At 63.7% G+C, this 25,167-nt stretch carries 16 protein-coding genes and 1 pseudogene; 3 read left to right on the top strand and 14 right to left on the bottom strand.

Going from position 1 to position 25,167, the window contains the following annotated elements; translation table 11 throughout:
- Nucleotides 1–6: 6 nt before the first annotated feature.
- A complete protein-coding gene (locus REH34_RS03310; protein ID WP_311970748.1) occupies nucleotides 7–1,371 on the bottom strand; it encodes an MFS transporter in 1,365 nt (454 codons plus the stop codon).
- A 331-nt stretch (nucleotides 1,372–1,702) separates the two neighbouring features.
- Between REH34_RS03310 and REH34_RS03305 the strand changes: the two genes are divergently transcribed.
- Nucleotides 1,703–2,413, top strand: a complete 711-nt coding sequence (locus REH34_RS03305) for a FadR/GntR family transcriptional regulator (protein ID WP_311970747.1) — start codon at nucleotides 1,703–1,705, stop codon at nucleotides 2,411–2,413.
- 24 nt (nucleotides 2,414–2,437) lie between these two features.
- On the opposite strand, the gene REH34_RS03300 is transcribed toward REH34_RS03305, so the two are convergent.
- From REH34_RS03300 to REH34_RS03255, 10 genes are all read right to left on the bottom strand, one after another.
- On the bottom strand, nucleotides 2,438–3,445 hold the full coding sequence (locus REH34_RS03300) for a HAMP domain-containing sensor histidine kinase (RefSeq protein WP_311970746.1): 1,008 nt from the start codon (nucleotides 3,443–3,445) through the stop codon (nucleotides 2,438–2,440).
- Between the two features lie 6 nt (nucleotides 3,446–3,451).
- The gene (locus REH34_RS03295; protein WP_311970745.1) at nucleotides 3,452–4,936 is read right to left on the bottom strand and encodes an ATPase domain-containing protein; all 1,485 of its coding nucleotides are present in this window, start codon (nucleotides 4,934–4,936) and stop codon (nucleotides 3,452–3,454) included.
- Nucleotides 4,933–5,367: a hypothetical protein gene (locus REH34_RS03290; protein WP_311970744.1), complete on the bottom strand. Its 435-nt coding sequence runs from the start codon at nucleotides 5,365–5,367 to the stop codon at nucleotides 4,933–4,935. Before REH34_RS03290 ends, REH34_RS03295 begins: the two co-directional genes overlap by 4 nt.
- A gap of 105 nt (nucleotides 5,368–5,472) precedes the next feature.
- Complete coding sequence (locus REH34_RS03285; RefSeq protein ID WP_311970743.1) at nucleotides 5,473–6,198, bottom strand: Crp/Fnr family transcriptional regulator; 726 nt, start codon at nucleotides 6,196–6,198, stop codon at nucleotides 5,473–5,475.
- A 74-nt stretch (nucleotides 6,199–6,272) separates the two neighbouring features.
- Nucleotides 6,273–14,909: a GH36-type glycosyl hydrolase domain-containing protein gene (locus REH34_RS03280; RefSeq protein ID WP_311970742.1), complete on the bottom strand. Its 8,637-nt coding sequence runs from the start codon at nucleotides 14,907–14,909 to the stop codon at nucleotides 6,273–6,275.
- A gap of 310 nt (nucleotides 14,910–15,219) precedes the next feature.
- Nucleotides 15,220–16,284: an Ldh family oxidoreductase gene (locus REH34_RS03275; RefSeq protein ID WP_311970741.1), complete on the bottom strand. Its 1,065-nt coding sequence runs from the start codon at nucleotides 16,282–16,284 to the stop codon at nucleotides 15,220–15,222.
- A gap of 2 nt (nucleotides 16,285–16,286) precedes the next feature.
- The gene (locus tag REH34_RS03270) at nucleotides 16,287–17,657 is read right to left on the bottom strand and encodes an MFS transporter (RefSeq protein WP_311970740.1); all 1,371 of its coding nucleotides are present in this window, start codon (nucleotides 17,655–17,657) and stop codon (nucleotides 16,287–16,289) included.
- Between the two features lie 56 nt (nucleotides 17,658–17,713).
- The gene (locus tag REH34_RS03265; protein WP_311970739.1) at nucleotides 17,714–19,054 is read right to left on the bottom strand and encodes an MFS transporter; all 1,341 of its coding nucleotides are present in this window, start codon (nucleotides 19,052–19,054) and stop codon (nucleotides 17,714–17,716) included.
- Between the two features lie 42 nt (nucleotides 19,055–19,096).
- Nucleotides 19,097–19,996, bottom strand: coding sequence for a dihydrodipicolinate synthase family protein (locus REH34_RS03260; RefSeq protein WP_311970738.1), 900 nt, complete (start codon nucleotides 19,994–19,996; stop codon nucleotides 19,097–19,099).
- 11 nt (nucleotides 19,997–20,007) lie between these two features.
- Nucleotides 20,008–21,192, bottom strand: a complete 1,185-nt coding sequence (locus tag REH34_RS03255) for an enolase C-terminal domain-like protein (protein WP_311970737.1) — start codon at nucleotides 21,190–21,192, stop codon at nucleotides 20,008–20,010.
- A 153-nt stretch (nucleotides 21,193–21,345) separates the two neighbouring features.
- Here REH34_RS03255 and REH34_RS03250 point away from each other — a divergent pair, with 153 nt between their 5' ends.
- Nucleotides 21,346–22,227, top strand: a complete 882-nt coding sequence (locus REH34_RS03250; protein ID WP_311970736.1) for a LysR family transcriptional regulator — start codon at nucleotides 21,346–21,348, stop codon at nucleotides 22,225–22,227.
- A 152-nt stretch (nucleotides 22,228–22,379) separates the two neighbouring features.
- The gene (locus REH34_RS03245) at nucleotides 22,380–22,877 is read left to right on the top strand and encodes an MgtC/SapB family protein (RefSeq protein ID WP_226504806.1); all 498 of its coding nucleotides are present in this window, start codon (nucleotides 22,380–22,382) and stop codon (nucleotides 22,875–22,877) included.
- A gap of 68 nt (nucleotides 22,878–22,945) precedes the next feature.
- Here REH34_RS03245 and REH34_RS03240 read toward each other — a convergent pair.
- The 3 genes and pseudogenes from REH34_RS03240 to REH34_RS03230 form a co-directional block, all read right to left on the bottom strand.
- Nucleotides 22,946–23,356 (bottom strand): annotated as a pseudogene (locus tag REH34_RS03240) (glyoxalase); the annotation flags it as partial.
- 60 nt (nucleotides 23,357–23,416) lie between these two features.
- On the bottom strand, nucleotides 23,417–24,274 hold the full coding sequence (locus REH34_RS03235) for a transporter substrate-binding domain-containing protein (protein WP_311970735.1): 858 nt from the start codon (nucleotides 24,272–24,274) through the stop codon (nucleotides 23,417–23,419).
- Between the two features lie 94 nt (nucleotides 24,275–24,368).
- On the bottom strand, nucleotides 24,369–25,157 hold the full coding sequence (locus REH34_RS03230; protein ID WP_226504804.1) for a 2OG-Fe(II) oxygenase: 789 nt from the start codon (nucleotides 25,155–25,157) through the stop codon (nucleotides 24,369–24,371).
- Nucleotides 25,158–25,167: the final 10 nt, after the last annotated feature.

Genomic DNA, 25,167 nt, shown 5'->3' with positions numbered 1-25,167 from the left:
AGTCGTTCAGTGCGACTTGCCCAGCGTCGCAGCGGCGGTCGGTGTGGTAGGGGTAACGGCGGCACTCGGCTTGGGCAGCGTGCGGGCGAAGAACACCAGGATCGCGGCGATCACCGAGGTCCCGGCCAGGCCGTAGAGGCCGCCTTGAATCGAGCCGGTGGATTGCTCGAGGAAGCCGAAGGTGGCTGGCGCTACGAAGCCGCCGAGGTTGCCGATCGAGTTGATCAGGGCAATCACTGCTGCAGCGATGCGTGCATCCAGGTAGCCCTGGGGGATCGGCCAGAACAGCGACGAGGCCGACTTGAAACCAATCGCCGCGAAGCAGATGGCGATAAAGGCGAAGATCGGCCCGCCGGTGGTCGACAGGAACATGCCCAGCGCCGCGATCAGCAGCGCCGAGGCGACCCAGGCCTGCTGGAACTTGAACTTGCCCGACAGCGAAGCGAAGGCGTACATCGCCACGATCGAGATCAGCCAGGGGATGGAGTTGTAGAAGCCCACCTGAATGTCGCTGAGGTCGCCCATTTTCTTGATGATGCTGGGCAGCCAGAAGGTGGCGGCGTAGATGGTCAGCTGAATGCAGAAGTACAGCGCGCAGAACAGCATGATCTGGCGGTCCTTGAGGAGCATGCCGATGGTCGGTCTGACGGTGGTGGCAGCATCGCGCTCGCGCTGTTCGCGGTCGATTTCACCCACCAGGGCATCCTTCTCCTCAGCGCTCAGCCACTTGGCATCATGGGGTTTGGAGTCGAGCCAGAACCACACGAACACGCACAGCGCCACCGAGGCCAGGCCTTCGATGATGTACATCCACTGCCAGCCATGCAGGCCCAGCCCGGTAATTTGCAACAGCACGCCGGACAGCGGGCCGCTGATCAGCGAAGCCAGTGCCGAACCGCTGAGGAAGATGGCGATCGCCTTGCCGCGCTCGACGCCTGGCAACCAACGGGTGAAGTAGTAGATCACCCCAGGGAAGAACCCGGCTTCGGCCACGCCCAGCAGAAAGCGCAGGATGTAGAAGTGGGTTTCGTTCTGGATGAAGGCCATCAGCGTCGCGGTGACGCCCCAGGTGAACATGATGCGGGTCAGCCACAGGCGGGCGCCGACCTTCTGCAGCAGCATGTTGGAGGGTACTTCAAATAGCGCATAGCCGATGAAGAACAACCCGGCGCCAAAGCCGTAGGCCGCTGCACCGATGCCCAGATCGTGCTCCATGTGCGTGCGCACGAAGCCGATATTGACGCGGTCGAGGTAGTTGACGATGAACATGATGACGAACAGCGGCAGGACATGCCGCTTGACCTTGGAGATGGCCCGCGCCAGCACGGGGTTGCCCGCGGACGCAGTAGGGGCGTTGGTTGAGTCATGCACAGTCGGAACTCCCGCTGATTATTTTTATGGGGACTGCAGGCGCTGGCGGATCAAGCCGCTGGCTGAGTCAGGACGTCATGGCCAGCCAGTGGCGTCCGGATGACGGACATCATACGAGTTGATTCTGATTTTATGCAATAACCATTGGGTGATATTTGTTTTGATCTTTAGTTGTCTGACGAGCTGGAGAGTCTCTTTATTGACCCTTTCGCTGCTGGCACTGCGCACCCTGTAGAAACAAAGCGTGCTCGCGAAGGGGCCCGCCGCAGCGCCGCTGAACCGCCAGGCCACAGGTGCTAATATCCGCCCACTGAAGATGACGGACCCCGCCATGCAAGACGAACCCCAAGCTCCCGATCGCAAGCGTTCCCCCGGCCTGGCACACGAAATCGTGGCCGGGCTGATCCAGCGCATCCGCCTCGGCCAGATCGCTCCCGGCGAAAAGATGCCTTCCGAATCGACCCTGGTGCGTGAGCATGGCGTCAGCCGCACCGTGGTGCGCGAGGCGATTTCCCAACTGCAGGCCTCAGGGCTGGTGGAAACCCGACACGGTATCGGCACCTTCGTATTGGCACGCGACGAGCGCCAGGGCTTGCACCTGACCCGCGATACCGAGCTCAGCGTGCGCGGCATCCTCGAACTGCGCCTGGGCCTGGAGACTCAAGCCGCGGCCCTGGCGGCCGTGCGTCGCAGCGAGGCGCAACTGCTGCAGATGCGCCAGGCACTGGATGATTATCAGAACTCGTTGACCAACAACGACAGCAGCGTCGAGGCCGATGTGCGTTTCCATCGACTGATCGCCGAGGCGACCGGCAACGTGTACTTCACCGACATCATCCATCATCTCGGCAGCTCTGTAATTCCGCGCACCCGCATCAATGCGCAGGAGCGGGGCGCCACCGACCTGACCCCGTTCGGTCGCCAGGCCAATCAGGAGCACGAGGCCATTCTCAAGGCCATTCGCCGCCAGGATCCGGACGCGGCGCGGGCGGCGATGTGGCTGCATTTGAGTAATAGTCTGGAGCGGATGACGGCATCTTGACCCGCTCAGGGCTGCCGCACCGACTCAACCCAGCAGCGGCAACGTCACGATAAACGTGCTGCCCTGGTTCGGCCCGTCGCTGAGCGCGACCACTGCGCCGCCGTGGGCCTCTACCAGTTCACGCACCACCGTCAGCCCTATCCCCAGGCCCGCGCCATTGAAGCCCACCGCCTGGGTGTCCTGGACAAAGGGCTCGAATATCTCCGAGAGCGCCTCGGGGGAGATGCCAATGCCGTTGTCGGCGATGCTCAGCATCACCACACCGTCTTCAGCGTGCATCGACAGCTGTACCGCGCCACCGCGGGGGGTGTATTTGGCCGCGTTGGTGATGATGTTGGTGACGACTTGAGTCAGTCGTACCGTATCGCCGTTGATTCGCAAGGGGTGGTCGGGCAAGTCGCTGGAAAATGCCAACTGCCGCTGCTCGATCACCGGCAGGCAGCTGTCGACCACCGTCCTGACCAACGGCACGATATCCAGCGGTTGCAGTTGCAGGCGCAGCTTGCCGGTGGTGGCCCGCGATACATCCAGCAGGTCGTCCACCAGGCGCGCCATGTAGCTCACCTGGCCTTCCAGCAGCGCCTGCAAGCGGGGCAGTTCGGTGCTCGACACCTTGGCGATGCGCCCGGCGATCAGGCTGATCGGGGTCAGCGGGTTGCGCAGCTCGTGAGCAACGATGGCGAGGATCTTGCGCTCCTGGGCCAGGGCGCGTTCGGCCAGCCCTTGAAGGTTTTGCGCGCTGAGTGCCGCGATGGTCAGCTGCTCATTGGCTTCGCGCAGCTGCGGCGCCTGTGCAGGACCGGGTATGACGGGGGCGTCGGCCACCTCGGACTGCGCCGAAAGAATGGCGATGACCAGTTGCTCGTTGGCTTCGAGCAACTGCGCGATGTTCTGTCGGTCGCTGATGCGGTCCTGGGTCTCGACCAGGGTGCGTTGCAGTGCCGCCAGCACCGTGCGGGCTTCGAGGGTCTTCTCCCCGAGCAGCTGCAGCTCGCTGGTGGCGCTGGCCATCTGCAGTTCCAGCTCTTTCATGGCAGTTCACACATTGTCCTCTCCCGCTGGCGCCAGGCTGACGTGTTGCCGGGTGGGGCTGCCGCCCAGCAGCCCTTCGCGATCCGCAACTCTGTCGCCGATCTGCAAGCCTTGGTCATCGATCCGGTATTGGCGCAACTCATCGCTGTGGGCGCTGGCGCGCACCTTCACCACGGCCATGATGCGCAACAGCCGACTCTGCACCTCGATGTAGCGTTGCACGATGATCGCATCGGTGAGGAACGCGGTGCCGTAGGGGCTGAAGCGCAGATCGGTGTAGCGATCTTCCAGCTCGGAGGTCATCAGCACACTGACGCCAGCCCCGGTCAGGGCATTGACCATCCGCGACAGCGACTCGCGAAAGTCAGCGCGGAAGGTCGGGGCCAACGCCAGCTCGAAGCCGGACAGCGAGTCGATCACCACACGGGTAGCCTTGAGGCGGGTGATTTCAGCCAGCAGCAAGTGCACGATCTCGTCTATCGACAGATCCGGCGCGCGGCTGTCCACCAGGCCGACCTTGCCTTCCTCGACCAGGCGCGCCAGGGTCGGATTCTGCGAGCGATCGGGGCGCTGCTCGAACACCGCGATCACGCCTGTTTCGCCCTCGTTGGCGCCTTGAGCCAGAAAGCTGGCGGCGAGAATACTCTTGCCAGATCCGGACGGCCCGGCCACCAGCAGCGAATAGCCCTGTGGCAGACCGCCGCCGAGCATTTCATCAAGGCTCGCGGAACCCATGCGCAGACGCTTGGGCAATGCGCCGGGCGGTGGCTGGGTCGCGGGCTGCGGACTGGCACCCGCCGGGGCGAACACGCTGATGCCGCTGCCGTCGATGCGAAAGGTGTGCAACCCCGGCAGCGTCGCTTGGCCGCGCATCTTCATGATTTCCATCTTGCGCACCATGGAGTTGCGCTGAACGCTCTGGCGCAGCCAGATCAAGCCGTCCGCCACGGTGAAGATCGGGTTGGTGTCGAGCTCGGTGAAGTACTCGCCAATCAGGAAGGTGGTGGCCTGCCAGGTGGTCATCAACATGCCCAGTTGCTGCACGAACTGCGGCAGGTTGTTGTTGGGGTTGTCTGCGGTCTGGCTGGCGAGCACCACGGAACGGAACGAGTCGACGAACACCAGGGCCGGGCCGTGGGCTTCCACTTCAGCGACGATCCGGCGCAGCACCTCGTCGAGATTGCCGGCCTGGGTTTCGTCCGCCAGATTGATGTAGCGCACCGAATGATTGATGGCGTCGCTGTCGAAAAAGTCGAACTGCTGCTGGTAGCGCAGCATTTTCAGGGGTGGCTCGCCAAGCACGGTGAAGAACAGCGCCGGACGCTCGGGCGTGGCCAGCGCGAACATGATCTGGTGCGCCAGGGTGGTCTTGCCGCAGCCGGGGGGCCCTGCGATCAGATTGAACGAGAATTCCGGCAGGCCGCCACCCAGGACTTCATCCAGCCCCGGTACGCCGGTGGCCAGACGGTTGATGGTCACTTTGCTGTTCATGGCGAACTATCCTGCGCCGGGGGCGCGCTGAGCGGAGCTGCGAATACGGCATCAAGAAGGCGCGCGGTGAGGGATGGCCCGATCAAGGTGCCGAGCAGGCGATAGAGCGTCTGCAGGAACTGTTCGCCCAGCAACAATGCCTCCTGCGGGGTACGCTGGCCGAGAAGGGCCAAGACGCATGCAGGGTCCAGAAGCTCCTGGGTACCTTCAGGCAGCCCGTTCAGCTCCGCCAGGGTCGAGCCGGTCAATTGCAGGCTGCGACGCAACAACGCCGCGACTCCCTTGCTGCCTATAACGGGCGAGAGCACGGTGTCGAGGTCTTGCAGGGTGGCACTGAGCGCCGCGGCGATCAGCGCACTGTCCGCGCCATCACCTGCTCGGCACGCCAGGAAAAGCTGGAAGTCCAGGCTTGCGTCGCTATCCGTTGACATCGTGATCGGGTTCCTGGGGGCAGACCTGATGGTACGCCCTATTCAACAACCGCGAAGGATTGATTGGTTCAGCTAGGGTTTTTAGAGCCACGCGGCTGATGTGGGTCACCTTTCCTGGCGCCGCGTGTAATGAAGCAACCGATCAGTCTCGGTCTTCACCACCGAATAACACTCGCAACTGAGCCGCTCCAACTGCGGGCGATCCAGCACCTTGATGTGCCCGCGGCTGTATTCGATCACGCTCTGGCGTTGCAGCTTGCCTGCCGCTTCGGTGACGCCTTCGCGGCGCACGCCGAGCATGTTGGCGATCAGCTCCTGGGTCATGGTCAGTTGATTGCCGGGCAGGCGGTCCAGCGACAGCAGCAGCCAGCGGCACAGTTGCTGGTCGATGGAGTGGTGGCGATTGCACAGGGCGGTCTGCGACATTTGGGTGATCAGCGCCTGGGTGTAGCGCAGCATCAGCAACAGCAGATCGCCGTGGCGATTGAATTCGTCCTTGAGTTTCTGCCCCGGCAGGCGCAACGCACTGCCGGCACTCTGCACCACGGCGCGGCTGGAGGTGCTCTCGCCGCCCATGAACAGGGCGATGCCGATCAGCCCTTCGTTGCCGACCACGGCGATTTCCGCCGACGCGCCGCTTTCGGTGACGTGCAGCAAGGACACGATGCAGTTGGTGGGGAAGTACACGTGGCGCAGGGTGTCGCCGGGCTCGTACAGGACCTCGCCCAGCGTCAGGGGGACCACCTCCAGATGCGGGGCGAGGCGCGCTAGTTCTTCATGGGTAAGGGCGGCCAGCAAGTGATTGCCGGTCGGTAGCGGTGGATCGGACATGACGAGCCCCAAAGGAGAAAACAGCCGAATTGGTCCAGAGTACGCTTGTATTTCTTGGCGCAGGGGATTAACCGCTAATGGTCCACCCCCTGGGCCATTGCACGGGTGTGCGCCACGGGCGCAGGGCACTCCACCCGCACGCGGCGCTCGACGCCGTCGTCGATCAAGCGCAGCGTGCGGCCCTCGATGATCTGGCCATCGACGCTCATCGAGCTGACATTCGCTTCGCTGCGGCGTACATCGAAGTGATACTGAGTGGCGCCGAATCGATAACTCAGGGTAAAGCCCGGCCAATGGGCGGGGAGCAACGGCTCGATGCGCAGCGTGTTGCCGACCCGCTGCACACCCAGCAGCGACTCGGTCGCCAGGCGATACATCCAGCCGGCGGAACCGGTGTACCAGGTCCAGCCGCCGCGGCCGGCATGGGGTGCGGCGCCATAGACATCGGCGGCCATCACATATGGCTCGACCTTGTAGGTTTCGATGGCCGCGTTGTTGGCTGGGTCGGCGGGATTGATCAGGTGCAGCAGCTCCCAGGCCTTGGCGCTGTCGCCCAATTGCGCGAAGGCCATGGCCGCCCACACGGCGGCGTGGGTGTATTGCCCGCCGTTCTCGCGCACGCCGGGCACGTAGCCCTTGATATAGCCCGGGTCTTCGGCGCCTTTATCGAAAGGCGGGTCGAGCAGCAGCACTGCGCGGATATCGGGCTTGACCAGGTAGCGGTCAAGCGCCTGCATGGCCTGGCGCTGACGGGGGGCGGAGCCGGCGTCAGAGAGCACCGACCAGCTCTGGGCGATGGAGTCGATACGGCACTCGGTGTTGATCGAAGAGCCCAGCGGCTGACCGTCATCGAACCAGGCGCGGCGGTACCAGGCGCCATCCCAGGCGGTCTTCTCCAGCCGCTCGTTGAGCAGCACCGCGTTTTCGTTGCAGCGCAGGGCGAACTCCGCGTCGCCCTGCTGCCCGGCCACCAGGGCAAAACGCTTGAGCACCTGGTTGGCGAAAAAGCCCAGCCACACGCTTTCGCCGCGACCCTGATAGCCGACGCGGTTCATGCCGTCGTTCCAGTCGCCACCGCCCATCAGCGGCAAGCCGTGTTCGCCCCGGCGCAGGCTGTGTTCGATGGCGCGTACGCAGTGTCGGTACAGCGATTCGCGCAGCGGCGACACCCCCGGCAGATCGTAGTAGGACTCCTCCTGCGGGTTCAGGGTGCGGCCTTGCAGGTAACCTGCGGGCTCATCCAGCACCGCCACATCACCGGTGATTTCCACGTAGCGGCTGGTCGCCGCCACCAGCCATAAAAAATCATCGGAGCAACCGGTGCGCACCCCGCGATCGAGCGGCGGATGCCACCAGTGCTGCACGTCGCCTTCCGGATACTGATGGCCGGCGCACAACAGCAAATGCTTGCGCACCAGCGCGGGACTGGCATGGATCATCGCCATGCTGTCCTGCAACTGATCGCGAAAACCGATGGCGCCCCCCGATTGATAGAACCCGCTGCGGGCCAGAAAGCGACAGGCGATGACTTGATACATCAACCAGCCGTTGACCATCACGTCGACCTCTGCGGCTGGGGTCTGCACCTGGATCACCGACAACAGCGAACGCCAATGCTCGCGGACCTTGTGCAATTGCTCGGCGGCTGCCTGGACGCCGCGGTAACGTTGCACCTGGGCGGTGGCGGCCTCGGCGGTCTGCTCGGCGCCCAGGCGCAGGACCACTTCGCGGCTTTGCCCGGCGGCCAGCTGCAGGGAGACCTGGATCGCCGCACAGGGGTCCAGGCCACCGCCGATGCGCCCGGACAGCCCGGCATGCTGCATCGCGGCCGGCGCTTTCAGGCTGCCACCACGGCCGATGAACTCGGTGCGGTCGCCGGTGACGCGATGGTCGGTGCCGTCGGTGTCGAAGAACGCCACGCGGTCGCTGAATTCCACCGAAAACGCATTACGGGCGAACAGTGCGCCGCTGACCGGGTCCGATTGCGTGACCACGTGCATGGCCGACTTGCTGCGCAGGTCGCCCAGCACCCACTCCACATAGCCGGTAACGCTCAGGGTGCGGCTGCGATCCGTCAGGTTGCGCACGATCAGCCGGGAAAACTTGATCGGCGCGTCCAGCGCCACGTAGACCCACAGCTCGGTGTGCAGGCCGTCGCCTTCGCGCTCGAACACGCTGTAGCCGAAGCCGTGGCGAGTCAGATAGCGGCCAGTGCCGGGGCAGGGCTGTGGGGTGGCGGACCAGAAGCGCCCGGTCTCTTCATCGCGCAGGTAGATCACCTCGCCACTGAGGTCAGTCACCGGGTCGTTGTGCCACGGCGTCAGGCGAAATTCGTGGGCGTTTTCGGTCCAGCTGTAGGCGCTGCCGGTCTCGGACAACACCGTGCCCACGTGCGCATTGGCGATGACATTGACCCAGGGCGCAGGCGTTGGCCGCGCCGCCGTGGCGTCGATCAGGTACTCGCTGCCATCGGCACTGAAGCCGCCGTAGGCGTTGCTCAGCAGCCGGGGTCGCTGCGCCGATTTGGCCGGCAGCGGCGTCGGGCGGTATTTTTGCGTCGCCACAAACGGTGCATACACCGGCACCACGCGGCGGCGATGAACCTGCTCGGCGAGCGAACCGGCGCCTTCGCTGAACACCAGCCGTGCCACCGACAGAATCAGGGTGCGATCTTCGCTCGACAGTTGCTGCGCCGTGCGCACGAAAATCCCGCCGGAGCGATCCACCAGCGCCGCTTCACTGCCGGAGGTCACCAGCCCCATGATCGCGTCCTGCAACTGCTGGCGGTAGCCGACCTTGTCTTCGTTCCAGATCAGCAGGTCGACCACCAGGCCCTTCTGGCGCCAATAGGCGTGGGCCTGAATCATGGTCTGCACCAGCTCGATGTTGTCCAGGCTGTGGATCTGCAACAGCACGATCGGCAGGTCGCCGGAAATCGACTGCCCCCACAGGCCCTGCTGGTTGCGCCGGTTGCCGATCAGCACGGCGCTGTCCGCGCGCAACGCCGGGTTGGCGTATACAAGGGACGAGGCCATCTGTTCGAACAGGTGTGCATCGGCCATGGACACGTTGAGCTGGCGCAGCAACACCTGCCCGTGGGTCCAGGACAAATCGAAGACCCGATCGGCCAGGTGCCGGTCGCGGTACTTGTTGATCAGCGCCAGGCACTCTTCGCGGTGGTCCGCCACCCCGGTGACCAAGTCGATGGTGGCCTGCTGGCCGGGTTGCAGGGTGATGCGGCAGCGGATCGCGACGATCGGGTCGAGCACCGGCCCGGCGCCGCCGGACAGCTGCTCGCAGTCAGCATCCAGGGCGGCGGGCGTGGCCAGATTGCGGCCGCGGCCGATGAACCGAGCACGGTCGGTTTCATAGGAAATCGCCTGGATATCGACGCCATGGGCCGCGAGCAGATGGCACATCCACGGCGGACTCTCGTCACTGGCGCGCGGGCGACGGCTGCAGATGATCGCTTGCAAGGCCGGCAGCAATTCAGTCTGCACGAACAGTTTGCTGAACGCCGGATGCATGGCATCGGCCATCGCGGGGGCCAGCACCACTTCGGCGTAGGTGGTGATCTCCAGCGTCTTTGCTGCGGCCCCGCGGTTGGTGACGTGCAGGCGGCGAAGCTCGATGTTGTCTTCGGGCGATACGACGATTTCCAGGTGCGAGTCGAAATCCAGCTCCCGGGTGCGAAACTCCGCGCGGGCGTTGCTGAATATGGCCTCGTGGCTCTCAGTCTTGCGCAATGTGGGCTGGAAGGCGGCAGACCAAAAGGCGCCGGTGGCGACGTCGCGCAAGTAACAGAACGTGCCCCAGTTGTCCTGGGTGATGTCCTCGTGCCAACGGCTGATGGCGATATCGTCGCGGCGGCTGTAGCCTGCGCCGGCACTGCTGAGCAGCACGTGATAGCGGCCGTTGGAGAGCAGCTGCACCGCAGGGCGTTTGTGGCCGGGGTGGCTGAATATTCGCAGTTGGGTGTCCTGACCTTCGGCGTCGCTCAGCGGCGGCGATTGCGCGGCTTGCAGGTAGGGCGCAGAGGCCTTGGGCACGCGCTCTTGCAGCAGGAGCAGGGCGGACTGCAACGCCGGATCGGATTCGAAGCGCCGCTGCATGGGCTGATCGAGCAGCACGCTGGTCAGCGCCAGCAGGCTCATGCCCTGGTGGTGCGCCATGAACGACTGCACCAGCGCGAAGGGCTGACCGGGTGGCAGCCGTGCCTCGGTGTAATCGACCGCTTCGTACAGCCCGTAACGGCCCATCGCGCCCTGGCGAGCCAGGCGTTGCAGGTTGCTGCTGGCTGCCGCGCTGTCGACCATCAACGCCAGCGCACTGGCGTAAGGCGCGACCACGATGTCATCGCCCAGCCCGCGCTTGAGGCCCAGGCCTTGGACGCCGAACGCCCGGTACTGGTAATTGAATTGGGCGTCGAGGGTGTAGTAGCCGGACTCCGACACGCCCCAGGGAATGCCCAAGCGGTTGCCGTGTTCGATCTGCACGGCCACGGCGGCGCGGCAGGTCTGGTCGAGCAGGCTGCCGTCGTAGTTAGGCATCACCAGGATCGGCATCAGGTATTCGAACATCGAGCCGGACCACGACATCAATGTCGTCACGCCGCCGCAGTCGCCGGCCAGGCGGCCGAGGGTGAACCACGCGCGCTGGGGGATCTGGCCCTGGGCGATGACCACGAAATTGGTCAGGCGCACCTCGGAGGCCAGCAAGTCGTAGTAGCCGGTGTCCAGGCGCCGTTCTTCGGTGGTGTAGCCGATGCAGAACAGATCGCGCTTGCGGTCGTAGAGCAGCCCGAAGTCCATGTGCGCCAGGGCGCCGGCCAGGCCGCTGAGTGTGTCGAGCTGTTCGATGGCGTTCAGTGCGCTGCTGCGTACGCTGGCTACGCGGCTGTGGTGCTCGCGGGGCCAGTCGTCTTGAAGCAGTTGGGCGAGGGCGCGCAGGGAGTGTTGTGGGGGCACGCGGCCGGGGAGGCAGGGGGGGAGGCGGTAGCGTTCGAGCTCGGTGATCCAGTCTTGGCATTGGGCGTTGAATGCGTGTCGCCAGTAGGTTGCATCATTGTCTGTACCGGCCTCTTCGCCGCCGAACGCTGACACTTCAGCCTGGGCGTCCCTTAGCAGAGACAGCAAGGCATCGATATCGAGCGACCCGTCGGGATCATCCAGGCGTTGGCGCAGGTCGCCGAACTCGGCGGCCCCGCGGCTCTCGATCAGCGTATCCAGGGTATCGCGCAAGCCACTGCGGATCGCCGGGCCGAACAGTCTCGCGTCCGGCATCTGTAGCAGCCCCGCGCGCAGGGTCAGCAGCAGGCCGGCGAGGTTGCCGCTGTCGACGGTGGAGATGTAATGCGGGCGCAGGGGTTGCAAGGTTTGCGTGTCGTACCAGTTGTAGAAGTGCTGCTGGTAGCGCTCCAGCGCGTTCATGCTGTTCAGGGAGGCCGACAGCCGGCTGGCCAGCCGCTGCGTGCTCAGGTAGCCGAAGTCGTGGGCGGCCAGGTGCGCGACCAGCGCCATGCCCATATTGGTGGGCGAGGTGCGGTGGGCGACACTGGCCTTGGGTTCTTCCTGGATGTTGTCCGGCGGCAACCAGTTATCCTGCGGGCCGACGAATTCATCGAAGAACGCCCAGGTGCGCCGGCTCAGCACCCGTAAAAAGCGCAGCACCTCGACCGAGGGCTCGAACCGCTGGTGCTGCGGCGCCGAACTGAGCCGCCACGCCACCCAGGGCCCGGCCGCCCAGCACAGCAGCAAGGGCAGGGCGATGACCAGCGTCAGCGGCTCATTGACCAGCGCGATCAGCCCGACCATGGCGAACAACGGCCCGATCCACATTTCGCGGTAACGCCTGGCCAGGCGGTTTTCCGAGTGCCGCTCGACCTCGCGCGACGGCTGCCACTGCAGCATCAGGCGCTGGCTGAAGGTGATGCGCCACAGCGAGCGGGCGATGGCATCACTGCTGTAGTACATCTCGAAAGGCAGCCAGGCGAGGGTCGCGGCGACGCGCGCCAGATCCTGCAGCAAGCTGGCGCAAAGGTCGCGCAGGTAGTGCCAGTAAGGCACCTTGACCGGCGGGTGCAGGGCGTCGGTGAGGGTCTTGAGCAGCGGTTGCACCACCAACAGGCCCAGCACCGTGAGCGTCCAGGCCAGCGGCTCGCTACTGGCGAACCAGCCCCAGGCCAGGATCACCAGCGACGCCAGCGGCTCCAGGCTGCGGCGCAAATTGTCGAAGAGTTTCCAGTGGGCCATGATGCCCAGCCGGTTGCGCGCCCATTCGCCGTTGACGTCGCGGGTCCACGGCACGGTCCAGGGCAGTAGTTGCCAGTCGCCGCGAATCCAGCGATGGCGGCGTTTGACGTCGGCGCTGTAGTGCGAAGGATATTGCTCGTACAGTTCGACATCGCTCAACAGGCCCGAGCGCGCATAACTGCCTTCGATCAGGTCATGGCTGAGGATGCGGTTGTCGGGCAGGCGGCCTTCGAGCGCTTGAGTAAAGGCATCGACGTCGTAGATGCCTTTACCAATGAAGGAGCCTTGCTGGAACAGGTCCTGGTAGATGTCCGAGACCGCCCGGGTGTAAGGATCGACTCCGCCGCCGTTGCCGAACAGGCGCGAATACAGCGAGCGTGGGGTGCTGGTCAGGCTGATGCCGACCCGCGGTTGCAGCAGCGCATAGCCGGCGATGATGGTGGCCTGGCTGGCATCGAAGATCGGCCGATTCAACGGGTGCATCATGGCGCCGGTGCACTGGCGTGCGACGTCCCGGGGCAGTTGCGTGTCGGTGTCGAGGGTGATCACGTAGCGCACCGATTGCAGTGCCTGAATGTCGCCGACGATGGTGCTGAAACGCTCGGCGCCCTGGCCGCGCAACAGTTCGTTCAGGTCATTCAACTTGCCGCGTTTGCGCTCGTGGCCCATCCATACGTTTTCGCCGGGGTTCCAGCGGCGCGAGCGATGCAGCAGGAAGAATCGATCAGTCGAGCCATCGGCGTATTGGCGGTTGAGCAGGTTGATGGCGTGCGCGGCCTGTTCGAGCAGTGCGGCGTCTTGCGGCTGTGTCTGCTCGGGGGCATCAAGAAAATCGGTGAGCAGGGCGAAGAACAGGTTGTCGTCGCGGTTGGCCAGAAACCGCACTTCAAGGCCCTCGGCCAATTCTTCGACATCAAGACGCGAAGCGATCAGGGTCGGGATCACCACCAGAGTGCGGGCCTGGTCGGGGATGCCGTCGCTGTAGTCCATCTTCGGCAGCATCACCGGCGCCAGGCTGAAGGTCGCCCACCAGTTGATCAGGCTGAACGCCAGCCGGCTGGTCATCACCAGGCACGGCACCGCGAGGCCCAGCAGCTCCAAGTAAGACAGTCCATCGCGCCCTGCGGAGGCGAGCAATGGCAAGGCCAGGATCACCGTCAGCACGGATGCCGGAGCCAGGTAGAAGGCCAGCGGCGAGCGTTGCAGCAGGCGCTTCCAGCGCTCATGGAAGGGCACCCGCGCGTTGAGTCTGCGTTCGAGTTCGGCGATGCCCGCGCCAATCAAGAAGTAGCCGATGTGCTGGGTGGGCGCCCCGGCGGGCACCTGGGGTGGGTATTCGCCGCACAGCGCGACGGCCAGCTGCGCCACCTGGATTTCCGAGTGGCGACTGCGCCGGGCGAGGCGCTCGATCATGTGCCGATAGCTGTCGCGGGTGGCGAAGTCCATGGCCGGGTAGATCGCTGCGGGGTCGTCGTTCAGGGCGTACTCGACATGGCTGACGGCTTCGACGAAGTCACGCCAGTTGGTCGCCGATAACAGCCTCAGGCTGCCGATGCTGTTGCTGATGGACACCTGATCGGCGGATTGCTGCTGCGCGTCGAGCTGTACCTGGCGTTCGATGCTCGAGCCGCTTTCGCCGAGCATCTGCTCGATCCAGTTGAGCGCCAGTGCCAAGGCCGCGCTTTGCCCCTGCAGGCGGCGGGCGACTTCGGCGACGAAGGCGGCGGTCAGTGGCGGTGCCGAGCGGGCCATGTCGGCTACGGTGAGCACCACGCTTTTGACGTCGCGCTCGGAGACCTCGATCAGGCGCTCGGCCCAGTCATCGGCCAGGTTGCGGTCGTCCCAGTTGGCCATGACCCGCGACGCCACCCGGCGCAGGTTTTCGATCAAGGCCAGGCGCAGCATGATGGGGATCGCCCAGAGTTCGCCGAGGGCCAGGGGCATGACGGTTTGATAGGCGACGATAAAGCGCTGCAGGCTTTGCTCGTCGAAGCGGCCGTCGCCGTGGGAAATAGTCTCCAGGGCAATGTCATAGACCCGCGGCAGGCCACTGGACTGGCCATTGATCAGGCGCGGCAGCTTGCGGCTGTAGCCTTTAGGCAAGTGCGTCCTGGCGGTGCGGATGTTTTCTTCCACCAGAAAGTAGTTGTCCAGCAGCCACTCGGCGGCGGGGGTGACGCGCCGGCTACTGCGCTGCGCCAAGGTCAGCGCACTGCAACTGCGGTTGAGCAGCCGCTCGTTGTCGTCCAGTCGGCCCAGCAGCGAGTCCCGTGCCGACAGCGCGCTGAGCTGATGTTGCCCGGCCAGGGCGATCCCGTGATCGGCCATCTGCTCGGCATTGAACAGCTCGGCGCGCAGGATCTGCTCGTAGGCGAATTTGACCGGGGGGTAGTTGCCGGTTCGGTACAACGTCGTCAGCCGGGACAGCAGCAACCGGACAGGCGCCCATATGCTTGTCATAAAATCCTAGGTCTGACACTCGCGCCAGCAGTCTCGTCAGCGCTGGCGCAATGCACAGCCCGGCGGGGTGCGCAGCAGGGATGCCGGCACCGGTACGTGCCTGGGTGAGCGGAGCTTCGCACCCTGAGTGTGAATACCGGCAGCGACGGCTGTCTGTTCGGTGGCGCACATAGTGGTTCTATCGGTGGCTGGGGGTCAGGGGCTTCTGGATCGGTGTGGTCCTTTGCTGCGGGCCTGTGCGGCTCGAAAGCAGAACCACCCCCAACCAGCATCACCGTCCTACCAAGCGCCGCTATTCAGGCCAACAACCTCAGCCCAGTGGCCCAGGAATCGTCACATTCAATCGCTCGGCCCAAGGCTGCAGCCGCGACAACACTTCATCACCGAGCGCGATACCGTGCACCAGCTGCCGCTCGCGCTCGGCCAGTGCTCGTTCGCCAGGCAAGCGAATACCCTTGGAATCCGCACGCAGACGGCTCTCCCGGCATCGGGCGACCAAGTGGTCCATCTCATCCAGAAATGCCTCGCGCCCGGCGAAGCTGTCGGGGTCGATCACCTGGATGAACACCCCCTGACCAAACATGTCCGGACCCTGGCGCCGACCGCTGCCGCCCAGTGCCAGGCTGAACGCTTCGACCATCAGGCCCAGGCCGAAACCCTTGTAGCCATGCTCCAGGCCACCCAGCGGCAAAATGCTGCCCGGTGGCGTGTGCTGCAGCACCTGCGGGTCGTCGGTGGGCCGGCCGTCGTTGTCGAGCAGCCAGGCTTCGGGGAGTCTTTGGCCTTGCTCGGCGAAGCGTTTGAAGAAGGTGTTGCTGGCCACCGAGGTGCATTGATCGATCAGGATCGGTGCCCCTCGGGTCGGTATGCCCCAGGCCACGGGATTGGTGGTGAGCACCGGATCGCTGCCGCCAAACGGCGCCACCGAGCGCACCCCCGGATTGGTGGCGCTGAGGGTGACCAGCAAGTTTTCCCGCACCAGCGGCAGCAGATAGGCCTGCAGACAGCCGATATGGGAGCAGTCGGCGATGGTGGCGCTGACCACGCCCTGGCTGGCCACGCGCTGGAGCAGTTCGGCGCTGGCCTGCTGCATCACCCAGGCACCGGGGGCGCGCTGGGCATGCCAGGCAAACGCGCTCGGCCGGTCGTGGAGCACCTGCACCTGCGCCTCGGGGCGAATGTGCCCGGCGCAGATGCGTTCCAGATACGCGCTCATGAACCACAGCCCATGGGTGCGGTGGCCCAGCAAGTCGGCATCGAGCATGCGCTGCGCCATGGGCAGGGCGCGGTCCTGGGGCACGCCGGCGCGCTGCAGCAGGGTGCAGGCAAAGCGCTCGAGGGCCGATGGATCAAAACGTTTTGGCTCGGCTGACATCATCAGGCTCCGGATTCATCGAAAGGTTTTGCAGGCATTTCAAGCCGGCGCAGAGGGCCGACCACCAACAGGTAGGCGAGCATGGCAATCAAGGCGTGGGCCGCGACGAAATACAGCGCGATGCTGAACGATCCAGTGGCTTGCACCGTGTAGCCGATCACGATGGGGGTGATGATCCCGGCGATGTTGCCAGCGATGCCGAACACCCCGGTGGCCATGCCGACGATGGGCGGTGGCGAGGTATCGACCACCACCGCCAGGCCGATCTGCGCCAGGCCTTTGCCGAACAGGGCCAGGGACATCAACCCGACGATCACGTAAATCGAATCGGTGAAATTGCAAAACACCAGGCCGGTCGCCAATGCCATGCCGATGATGAACGGCACTTTGCGCGCGAGGGTCACCGAGCCGGTACGCTTGAGCAAACGGTCGGAGAGCACGCCGCACAGGATGCTCCCGGCAAAACCGCAGATCGCCGGCAGGGTCGCGACGAAACCCACCTCCATGATGTTCATGCCCCGGCCCTTGACCAGGTAGATGGGAAACCAGGTGATAAAGAAGTACTGCAACCCGGTGATGCAGTACTGACCGATATAGATGCCCAGCATCATGCGGTTGTTGAACAGCACGCTGATGGCCGACAGCTTGGGAGGTGGGGTCTTGCCCTTGGCGCTTTCGATGTCGATCAGCGCGCCATTGTCCTTCAGGTACTCAAGCTCCGCCGGATTGACTCGAGGATGTTTGTCGGGGCTGTGCATCTGCCAGAACCAGAACAACGACAGCAGCATCCCCAGCGAGCCCATGAACCAGAACACGTAATGCCAGCTCAGGGCATGGCTGAGCATGCCCATGACCGGCACGAACAGCACGATGGCCACATATTGCGCGGATGAAAAGATTGCCGTCGCAAAGCCGCGCTCCTTGAGCGGGAACCAGGCGGCGACGATGTAGTTGTTGGCCGGATAGATCGGTGCTTCGACGAACCCCACCAAAAAACGCAGGATGAACAGCGCGGCCACCACCATGCTCGACGGCAGCCAACTGATGGTGCCCTGCATGAAGGTCAAAAACGACCAAATGAACAACGCGGCGCCATACACCTTCACCGAATTGAAGCGATCGAGCACCCAGCCGCCAGGGAGCTGCCCCAGCACGTAGGCCCAGGCGAACGCCGAAAACAGATAGCCCATGGTCACGGCATTCAGGCCGAGTTCATGGGACAGGGCGTCGCCGGCGATGGACAGGTTGGCGCGATCCCCCAGGTTGATGGCCGTGGCGAGCAGAATGAGGGCGAGGACGTAGTAACGGACATGGGTTCGAGCCGCCGTTATCACGGCCGAATGGTTGGCTTGCGCTTTCAGGAGCGTGGGCATGTCTATCTCCAGTTGCCTATCGGCTTGTTGTTTTTGGACGATATCGGACAGCGCTTTCAAACGTTATCGCGCGGCGCCTCCAGCGGTCGAATCTTGCCGACCACGCATAGATACGAAACGGCCCCGATCACGCCATGAGCCGCGACGAACCACAGGGCCTCGGTGAACGAACCGGTGGCCTGCAAGGCGTAGCCGATCACAATGGGCGTGACGATGCCCGAGAGGCTGCCGAACAGGTTGAACAGGCCACCAGCCAGGCCTACCAGGTGGCGCGGCGCGGTGTCGGCGACCAGGGCGAAATTTACGGCTGCCAGGCCCTTGCCGAACAGCGCCAGGGTCATCAACGCAACGATCACGTAGGTGGAGTCGACGAAGTTGCAGAACAACACGCTCGAGGACAGCAGCAGGCCGGTCACGAAAGGCACCTTGCGTGCGACTGAAAGGCTGTAGCCATGGCGCGTCAGGCGATCGGAAATCACCCCGCCGAGAATGCCGCCAATGAACCCGGCGATGGCCGGGAGCATGGCGACGAAGCCGACATCGATGATGTTCATGCCGCGGCCCTTGACCAGGTAAATGGGGAACCAGGTCAGGAAAAAATACTGCATCGACGCCAGGCAATACTGGCCCAGGTAGATCCCCAGCATTTGCCGGCTGCCCAAAAACAGCTTGAGGTCCGCGAGACGCAGTTTGCTTCCCTGGGGACGGGCCGAACCGCCGTCGACGTTGGCGCCGCCATCACGCAAGTGTTCCAGCTCCAGTGCATTGACACCGGGATGCTGCACCGGGTTATGCATGGTCCTGGCCCACACTACCGCCAGCAGCACACCCAGCCCGCCCATGACCCAGAACACCCACTCCCAACCGGCCTTGTGCACCAGGATGCCCATGCACGGCACGAACACCAGCACGGCGATGTACTGGGCCGAGTTGTAGATCGAGGTCGCGGTGCCGCGTTCCGCCACCGGAAACCAACTGGCGGTGATGCTGCTGTTGCCCGGTGACAGCGGCGCCTCTACCAGGCCCATGATGAAGCGCATGACGAACAGCCCCGTGACCACCCAGCCCACCGGCCCCAGCCCCATGAACCCCTGGGCCAGGGTGATCACCGACCACAGGCACAAGGCGATGCCGTACACGCGGATGGCGCCGAACCGATCGAGCATCCAGCCGGCGGGTAATTGCGCGAGCACGTAGGCCCAGGAAAACGCCGAGAACAGGTAGCCCAGCTGGATCGGCGTGATCCCCAGCTGCGCAGACATCGCGGAGCCGGCAATGGACAGGTTGGCACGGTCTGCCAGGGCCACGGCGCTGGCGATCACCAACATCGTGAGGGTGGTGTAACGCACGCGTGAGCGCTTCTGGACCAGGGTCAGGCCCAGGGTTTGTTCGTTCATCCAGCGTCTCCAGTATTGTTATTGTGCGGAGAAGGCCAAGTGTCAGCGGCCTAGACGGCGCTCCAAACGGGTGACCAGCCTGTCGATTTCGCCAAGGTCCTCGGTCGACAGCTTTGGCCCCGGCGTGCGCATCGTCGCGTGGCGAATGGCACCGCGGCGGCGCATCACCTCCTTGCGCGCGCAGACGCCCCAGAACCCCATGGCCTCATAACGCAGCAGCGGCAGGTAGACATCGAACAAATCGTCGGCCTCTTCGAAGCGCCCGGCCTGGTGCAGGGTGTAGACCTGCGAGAGCATCTCCGGGTAGGAGAAACCGGCCATCGGGCCATCGGCACCGCGTTGCAATTCGAGCGGCAGATACATGGCGTTATTGCCGGTCAGAATCGCCACGCGACGGCTCATCCCGGTACGCAGCCGGCTGATCTTGTTGAGGCAGGGCAGGTCCTCTTCCTTGATCAGCTGGATTTCTGCGTGACGGTTGATAAGTTGCTGGATGACCGGCACCGACATCGCCACCTTGGAGGCGAAGGGGAAGTCCTGCAGCACCGTGGGCGTATCTTCGATGCGTCGATAGACCTCGGCGAAGTAGCCAAGGATGTCTTCGTCAGTCTGCAGCCCGGTGGGCGGCGCGATCATCACGCCGGCGGCGCCCAGATCCATGACTTCGTTGCTGAAATCGGCGAGTTGCGCCAGGCTCGGATGACTGACGCCGACAATCACCGGCAGGCCCTCGGCGCACTGAATATAACGTTGCGCCACCTGGCGGGCTTCGGCGGCGCTGAGCTTGCCGGCCTCGCCACTGACGCCAAGTACGGTGAAGCCATTGGCGCCGTGTTCACGGTAGAAATCTACCAGGGTATCGATGCTGTCGAGATCGACGTTTCCCGCCTCGTCGAACGGCGTCTGCGCCACGATGTAGACGCCCTTTGCAGTATTCAACATGGGACCCTCTCTTAGCGTTTGTTCAGATCGAAGACGTGATGGGCGGTGGTGTGGCGCTTGATGTATTCCCAGTCATAGGTGACCCCCAGGCCCGGACCGGTGGGGACGGGCACGGTGCCGTCAGCGTCGATGCAGTCGATCTGGTCGGAGTACCCGCAGGTATAGACCTGCGGAATGTTGTTCGCGCAGTCGGGGCCGACCAGGGCGATTTCGTAGAAATTGGAGTTGCGGATCGCGCCCATCACGTGGCGGTGCGCCGGGCCGACGGCATGAATCTCGACATCCAGGCCGAAGGCCTCGGCCATGCGCGCGGTCTTGATGGCGCCGGTGATGCCCATGTCGTATTCGGGGTCGACGCGAACGAAGTCGGTGCCGCCGGCAATCACGAAGTCTGCTTTGGGTTCGAGGCCGCGCACGTGTTCGCCGATCAGCAGTGGGGTCTTGAGCATTTCGCGCAGCTTCTTGTGCGAGAACGCCGAGAGCCCGGCGTCACGGTAAGGGTCTTCGAACCAGAAGTACTCGGCCTCGTCGCAGGCCTTGCCCACGTAGAGCGCGTCGGCAAAGGTCTTGAGGTCGCAGGCGCCGTCGTACATCAGCTCCATGCTGTTGCCGACCGCCTTGCGGGTTTGCAGGATCGCGGCGGCTTCTTCTCGGGGATTGCCATCGAACCAGCCGTGGATCTTGTAGCCCTTGTAGCCCATTTCGCGACAGCGCACGGCGAATTCGCCATAGGCTTCGGGGCTGTCGAGACCGCCGTTGCGGTCGCCGTGGAAGGTGCTTGCGTAGGCTTTGAGGCGGCTGCGATAGCCCCCGAGCAAGGTCTGGATAGAGGCTCCGAGCTGCTTGCCGGTGAGGTCCCACAAGGCGATGTCGATCGGGCCGTGGCCCATGTGATCGAAGTGGTGCAGCTTGCGCTTGAACTCGTCGTAGATGGCTTCGCGGTCGTTGGGGTTGCGGCCGAGCAGGTCCGGGGCAAGCATCAGTGACTGGGCAAGGGCTGGGCGAGTGCCACCCCACATGGCGACGTATTCACCCCGCACACCGTCGTTGGTTTCGATGACCACGGCGTACTTGGACAGAGTCATTTTGCCGCCTTTTTTATAGGCCACGTGGTTGTGCGTGTGCTCGCCCTGGGAGGCGAGGTTGTGGACGTCGTAGGTAAAATCGAAGATTTCGACGCGAGTGATGTGCGACATAGAGCCGTTCTCCATTTGTTGTTGTCGAGGGCTGCGTCAAGTCGGTATCACCGATGCCCGGCATGTCAGCGCTCTCTTGGAAGTGAGAGTAAGTTGCCAATCGATGCATGTCTAAGCCATATTTGGTATTCAAACGATCCAAAAGGTGAATCGATGATAGGTTTCGCGCAGCTCCGATGCTTCGTCGCGGTAGCCACCGAACTGCACTTCGGCCGGGCAGCGGTGCTGCTGCACATGACGCAACCGCCGTTGAGCCGGCAGATTCAATTGCTCGAAGACCAGCTCGGGGTGCTGTTGCTGCAACGCACTTCGCGTTCGGTGTCTCTGACTCCGGCCGGTGTGGCGTTTCTGGGCGAGGCGCGCAAGCTGCTGGAGCAGAGCGAGCGGGCCATTCAGGTGGCCAGGCGCGCGGCCAATCTGCTCAGCGGCTCGGTGACGGTAGGTTTCATGGGCTCGGCGGCGTACAGCTTCCTGCCCAAGCTGGCGGAGCTGGCCCAGGTGGAGCTGCCGAACATCGAGGTGATCTTTCGCGAGATGACCACCCGCGATCAGCTGCAGGCCTTGCCCTTCGGCCGTATCGATCTGGGGCTGATCCGTCCGGGGCTGGAGCAGAAGGGACAGGAGTCGGTCTGTATCGACAAGGGCGATCTGGCGCTGGCGGTGTCGCGCAATCATCCGCTGGCTTCGCGCCGCCAGATGGTGGCGCTCAAGCAGCTCGATGACATGCCCTTCATCATGTACACCCAGGTGGGCTGGTACTTCCATGACTTGCTCATGAGCATGTTCGAGCGGGCCGGGGTCAAGCCGCGTTATGTGCAGTTCATGGACCAGACCCATGCGATTCTGTCGTTGGTGAGTGCGGGCATGGGCGTGGCGATCGTGCCCGAGGATGCGCGTAATGCGTGCTTCGAGAACGTGGTGTTCAAGCCGATTCAGGCGCAGGTTCAGTATGAGACCCATGCCATCTGGCGCGCTGACGACCATGATCCGGTAGTCGCGGCGGTGCGGGAGATAGTTTTACGGCAGCGGGTTTAAGGGATGATGTTCGGCGAACAGGCGCCAGTTTTTCATCGTTGAATGTGTTGGGGTTGGGGGGTGGTCCTTTGCTGCGGACCTGTGCGGCTCGCCCTGCACTTGCACCCCTCGTCGCGGTCTCAAGGTTCAGATCCAACAACCAAGGTAAACCCATGAATGCATGGTGGCAGGAAGTCTGTGACACGTTGGTGCTCGAGTTCGCCGATATCACCGACGCTTCGCAATTGACGCGGGTGACCATCCGCTTATTGATGGCGGCGGTACTGGGCGGCATTCTGGGCTTCGAGCGCGAGTCCCAAGGCAAATCGGCGGGGGTGCGCACGCATATGCTGGTATCGCTGGGTGCGGCGCTGTTCGTGTTGGTACCCAGCCTTGGTGGCGCCGAGCAGGACGCCATGAGCCGTGTGGTTCAGGGCGTGGTGGCCGGTATCGGCTTCCTGGGGGCTGGCACGATACTCAAGAACAGCACCCGGGACCCCCAACGCGTCAAAGGCCTCACTACCGCGGCGGGCCTCTGGATGACCGCCGCGATTGGTGTGGCCACCGGCATGGGCAAGGAAGCCACGGCATTGCTGAGCACCTTGTTGGCACTGCTGGTGCTCAGCGTGATGCCGTGGCTCCTGAGTCGCTTCGAGAGTGAGCCGCGTTGAGGTTTGGCACCCCTGGCGCTGGGTGCCGCGGCACAGGGCTGCGCCCGCCTGGCGATCTGCTCCGACTTGCCCCCCGGCATCCATTTCTCCCGATGCTCGAACAGGAAGCACTGCGAAGTATCAGCGCTCGAAGGCTCGGTGCGCGGCGCCCAGCTGTCGTCGTGCAGATCCATGTCGGGGTCGTACTCCACGTGGCAACCCAGCGGGCTGTTGAAGTACCAGAACCAGTTTGAACCCAACTGATGGCGGCCCGGCCCCCAGAACGACTCGTCGCCCTTTTCCACGAACCGGGTGCCGGCCAGCATCACCTCCGTCGGCCCGGCCATGTGGAAGGTGAAGTGCTCGATGCCCTTCATGAACGGCGGAGTCTGAATGAAGAATAAGGTGTGGTGATCCAGTGTGCCGGCCGGGCGCAGGAAGGGGTCTGTGCCGATGAAACGGTCGGTGCAGACGAAGCCCAGGCGCGTGTAGAACGCCTCGGCCCCGGACCAACAATGCGCCCCGACTTGAAGGCCAGGGGGCACAAGCGTGAGCTTCGATCAGGGCCGAATATCCGCCTTGAACCATTTCTGCGACAGCCGTTGCACCGTGCCATCTGCCAGCGCCGCGGTCAGTGCCTGATTGAATTTCTCGCGCAGGTCGTCATCGCTTTTGCGAAACGCCAAGGCCTCGCCTGGGCCCCAGATCTGCCCGCCGATCTTCGGCCCGACCATGTGCACGGCCTTGTTGTCCGGGTTTTCCAGCGCGGAGGCGAAGAAAGTCACGTCGTCGAAGGCCAGGTCGATGCGCCCGGCACTGAGGTCCATCATGTGCTCGCCGGACTTCTTGTATTCGCGAATGGTGGCGATGTCGTTGAAGTTCTTTTCCACGAATTCGGTGTAGGCGGTCCCGGACTGGATGCCCAGCACCTTGCCCTTGACCAATGCCTTGAAGGTGTCGATGACGGCTTTGTCCGCCGTTGCATCACCGCTGAGCTTGAGCACGTCGGTGCTGGGCATGGAGGCGATGATCTTCGGATCGGCACTGGCGAACACGCCTTGAGTGTTGGCATAGGGGTGGGAGAAGGCGACCACTTGGGCGCGGTCCGGAGTGATCACGATGGCATCCATCAGCACATCGAACTTGCCGGCGTTCAAGGCGGCGATCATCCCGTCCCAATCCTGCGCCTGCAGTTGGCAATCGAGCTTGAGCCGGGTGCACAAGTCCTTGAGCAGTTCGGGTTCGAACCCGGAAATCTCGCCACTCGGCAGGGTGGTGTTCCAGGGTTCATAGGCCCCTTCGGTGGCGACCCGAACGGTGCTCCAGTCCTTGGCCAAGGTAAAACCCGAGAACATCACGCTGGCGCTGAGGGCGGCGCAGGCGAGGATTTTACTGGTGACGCGGTAGGTGTGACCCATGAAGTTCCCCAACGATTGGATTAAAGGTGGCAGGGTCGAGCTAAGGGCGAAGCACAGGATCCTTTTTATTGTGGTTGACGCGTTATGTGTGGGTTCAGGACGCCCGACCGTAGAAGCCGATCTGCTCTTCGGCGGTGAACATCACCCCCGGTTTTTCGTAGTAGGAAAACACCGCCACCATGCGTTCACGCTGGCCGCGCACGGGGGTGACCCGGTGCGCGGTATTTTTGCCGCGGAACACATTCAGGGTGCCGGCTTGTAGTTGCAGCGACTGCACCTTTGGATCGTGCCCCTCGAGCAACTGCGCGACGCCTGCGTAGTTGGGGTCGTCGTTGCTGCGCAAGTCACTGCGGTACTGGAATTCCCCGCCTTGGTCGGGTGCCTGCAGGAGCAGGGTAGTAGTGAATTCCGAGCGGTCGAAGTGCCAGTTCAGGGTTTCGCCCTGGCGATAGCTCATCACGTTGACCCGCGCCAAAGGGTCGGTCATGACGTGCAGCGCGGTTTTTTCCATGACCGCGGCCAAGAAGGCGACCAGCCCGGGATATTCGTATACGGCGGTGACCAAGGTGTCTTGCAACTGATCGGCGCACAGGGTGTGGCTGACGGTCTCGACACTGCGAAGGGCAGGGTGGTCGGCAGGCAGCTCGGGAATCTGCGGCTTGAAGTAGATGTTGTGCGAGCGCTTGTGGGTATGGGACTGGCTGGCCATGATCGGCTGAATCTGCGCTGCGGCCCGTTGCACCTGTTCGGCGAGCACGAAGCCTTCGAGGCTGAACATGCCGTCGCGTTGCAGATCCTCACGTGCCCTATGGACCAAAGCGGTCCATTCTTCAGTCCCCTCCCGGTCCAGCGGGTAACGTTGCAGATCGATGACGTTGTTCATTGCGTCGGCT

The sequence above is a fragment of the Pseudomonas baltica genome, from assembly GCF_031880315.1.
In the GTDB taxonomy this organism is placed as follows: domain Bacteria; phylum Pseudomonadota; class Gammaproteobacteria; order Pseudomonadales; family Pseudomonadaceae; genus Aquipseudomonas.
Note: the sequence above shows the minus strand (reverse complement) of the source record. Positions and strands in the feature narration are given on the sequence as shown.

What these genes read in the sequence shown, in the direction of transcription:
- REH34_RS03265 (WP_311970739.1), bottom strand. Translation starts at nt 19,054, where the DNA reads ATGAACGAACAAACCCTGGGCCTGACCCTGGTCCAGAAGCGCTCACGC.
- REH34_RS03235 (WP_311970735.1), bottom strand. Translation starts at nt 24,274, where the DNA reads ATGGGTCACACCTACCGCGTCACCAGTAAAATCCTCGCCTGCGCCGCC.
- REH34_RS03295 (WP_311970745.1), bottom strand. Translation starts at nt 4,936, where the DNA reads ATGAACAGCAAAGTGACCATCAACCGTCTGGCCACCGGCGTACCGGGG.
- REH34_RS03230 (WP_226504804.1), bottom strand. Translation starts at nt 25,157, where the DNA reads ATGAACAACGTCATCGATCTGCAACGTTACCCGCTGGACCGGGAGGGG.
- REH34_RS03305 (WP_311970747.1), top strand. Translation starts at nt 1,703, where the DNA reads ATGCAAGACGAACCCCAAGCTCCCGATCGCAAGCGTTCCCCCGGCCTG.
- REH34_RS03260 (WP_311970738.1), bottom strand. Translation starts at nt 19,996, where the DNA reads ATGTTGAATACTGCAAAGGGCGTCTACATCGTGGCGCAGACGCCGTTC.
- REH34_RS03250 (WP_311970736.1), top strand. Translation starts at nt 21,346, where the DNA reads ATGATAGGTTTCGCGCAGCTCCGATGCTTCGTCGCGGTAGCCACCGAA.
- REH34_RS03255 (WP_311970737.1), bottom strand. Translation starts at nt 21,192, where the DNA reads ATGTCGCACATCACTCGCGTCGAAATCTTCGATTTTACCTACGACGTC.
- REH34_RS03290 (WP_311970744.1), bottom strand. Translation starts at nt 5,367, where the DNA reads ATGTCAACGGATAGCGACGCAAGCCTGGACTTCCAGCTTTTCCTGGCG.
- REH34_RS03300 (WP_311970746.1), bottom strand. Translation starts at nt 3,445, where the DNA reads ATGAAAGAGCTGGAACTGCAGATGGCCAGCGCCACCAGCGAGCTGCAG.
- REH34_RS03280 (WP_311970742.1), bottom strand. Translation starts at nt 14,909, where the DNA reads ATGACAAGCATATGGGCGCCTGTCCGGTTGCTGCTGTCCCGGCTGACG.
- REH34_RS03270 (WP_311970740.1), bottom strand. Translation starts at nt 17,657, where the DNA reads ATGCCCACGCTCCTGAAAGCGCAAGCCAACCATTCGGCCGTGATAACG.
- REH34_RS03245 (WP_226504806.1), top strand. Translation starts at nt 22,380, where the DNA reads ATGAATGCATGGTGGCAGGAAGTCTGTGACACGTTGGTGCTCGAGTTC.
- REH34_RS03275 (WP_311970741.1), bottom strand. Translation starts at nt 16,284, where the DNA reads ATGTCAGCCGAGCCAAAACGTTTTGATCCATCGGCCCTCGAGCGCTTT.
- REH34_RS03285 (WP_311970743.1), bottom strand. Translation starts at nt 6,198, where the DNA reads ATGTCCGATCCACCGCTACCGACCGGCAATCACTTGCTGGCCGCCCTT.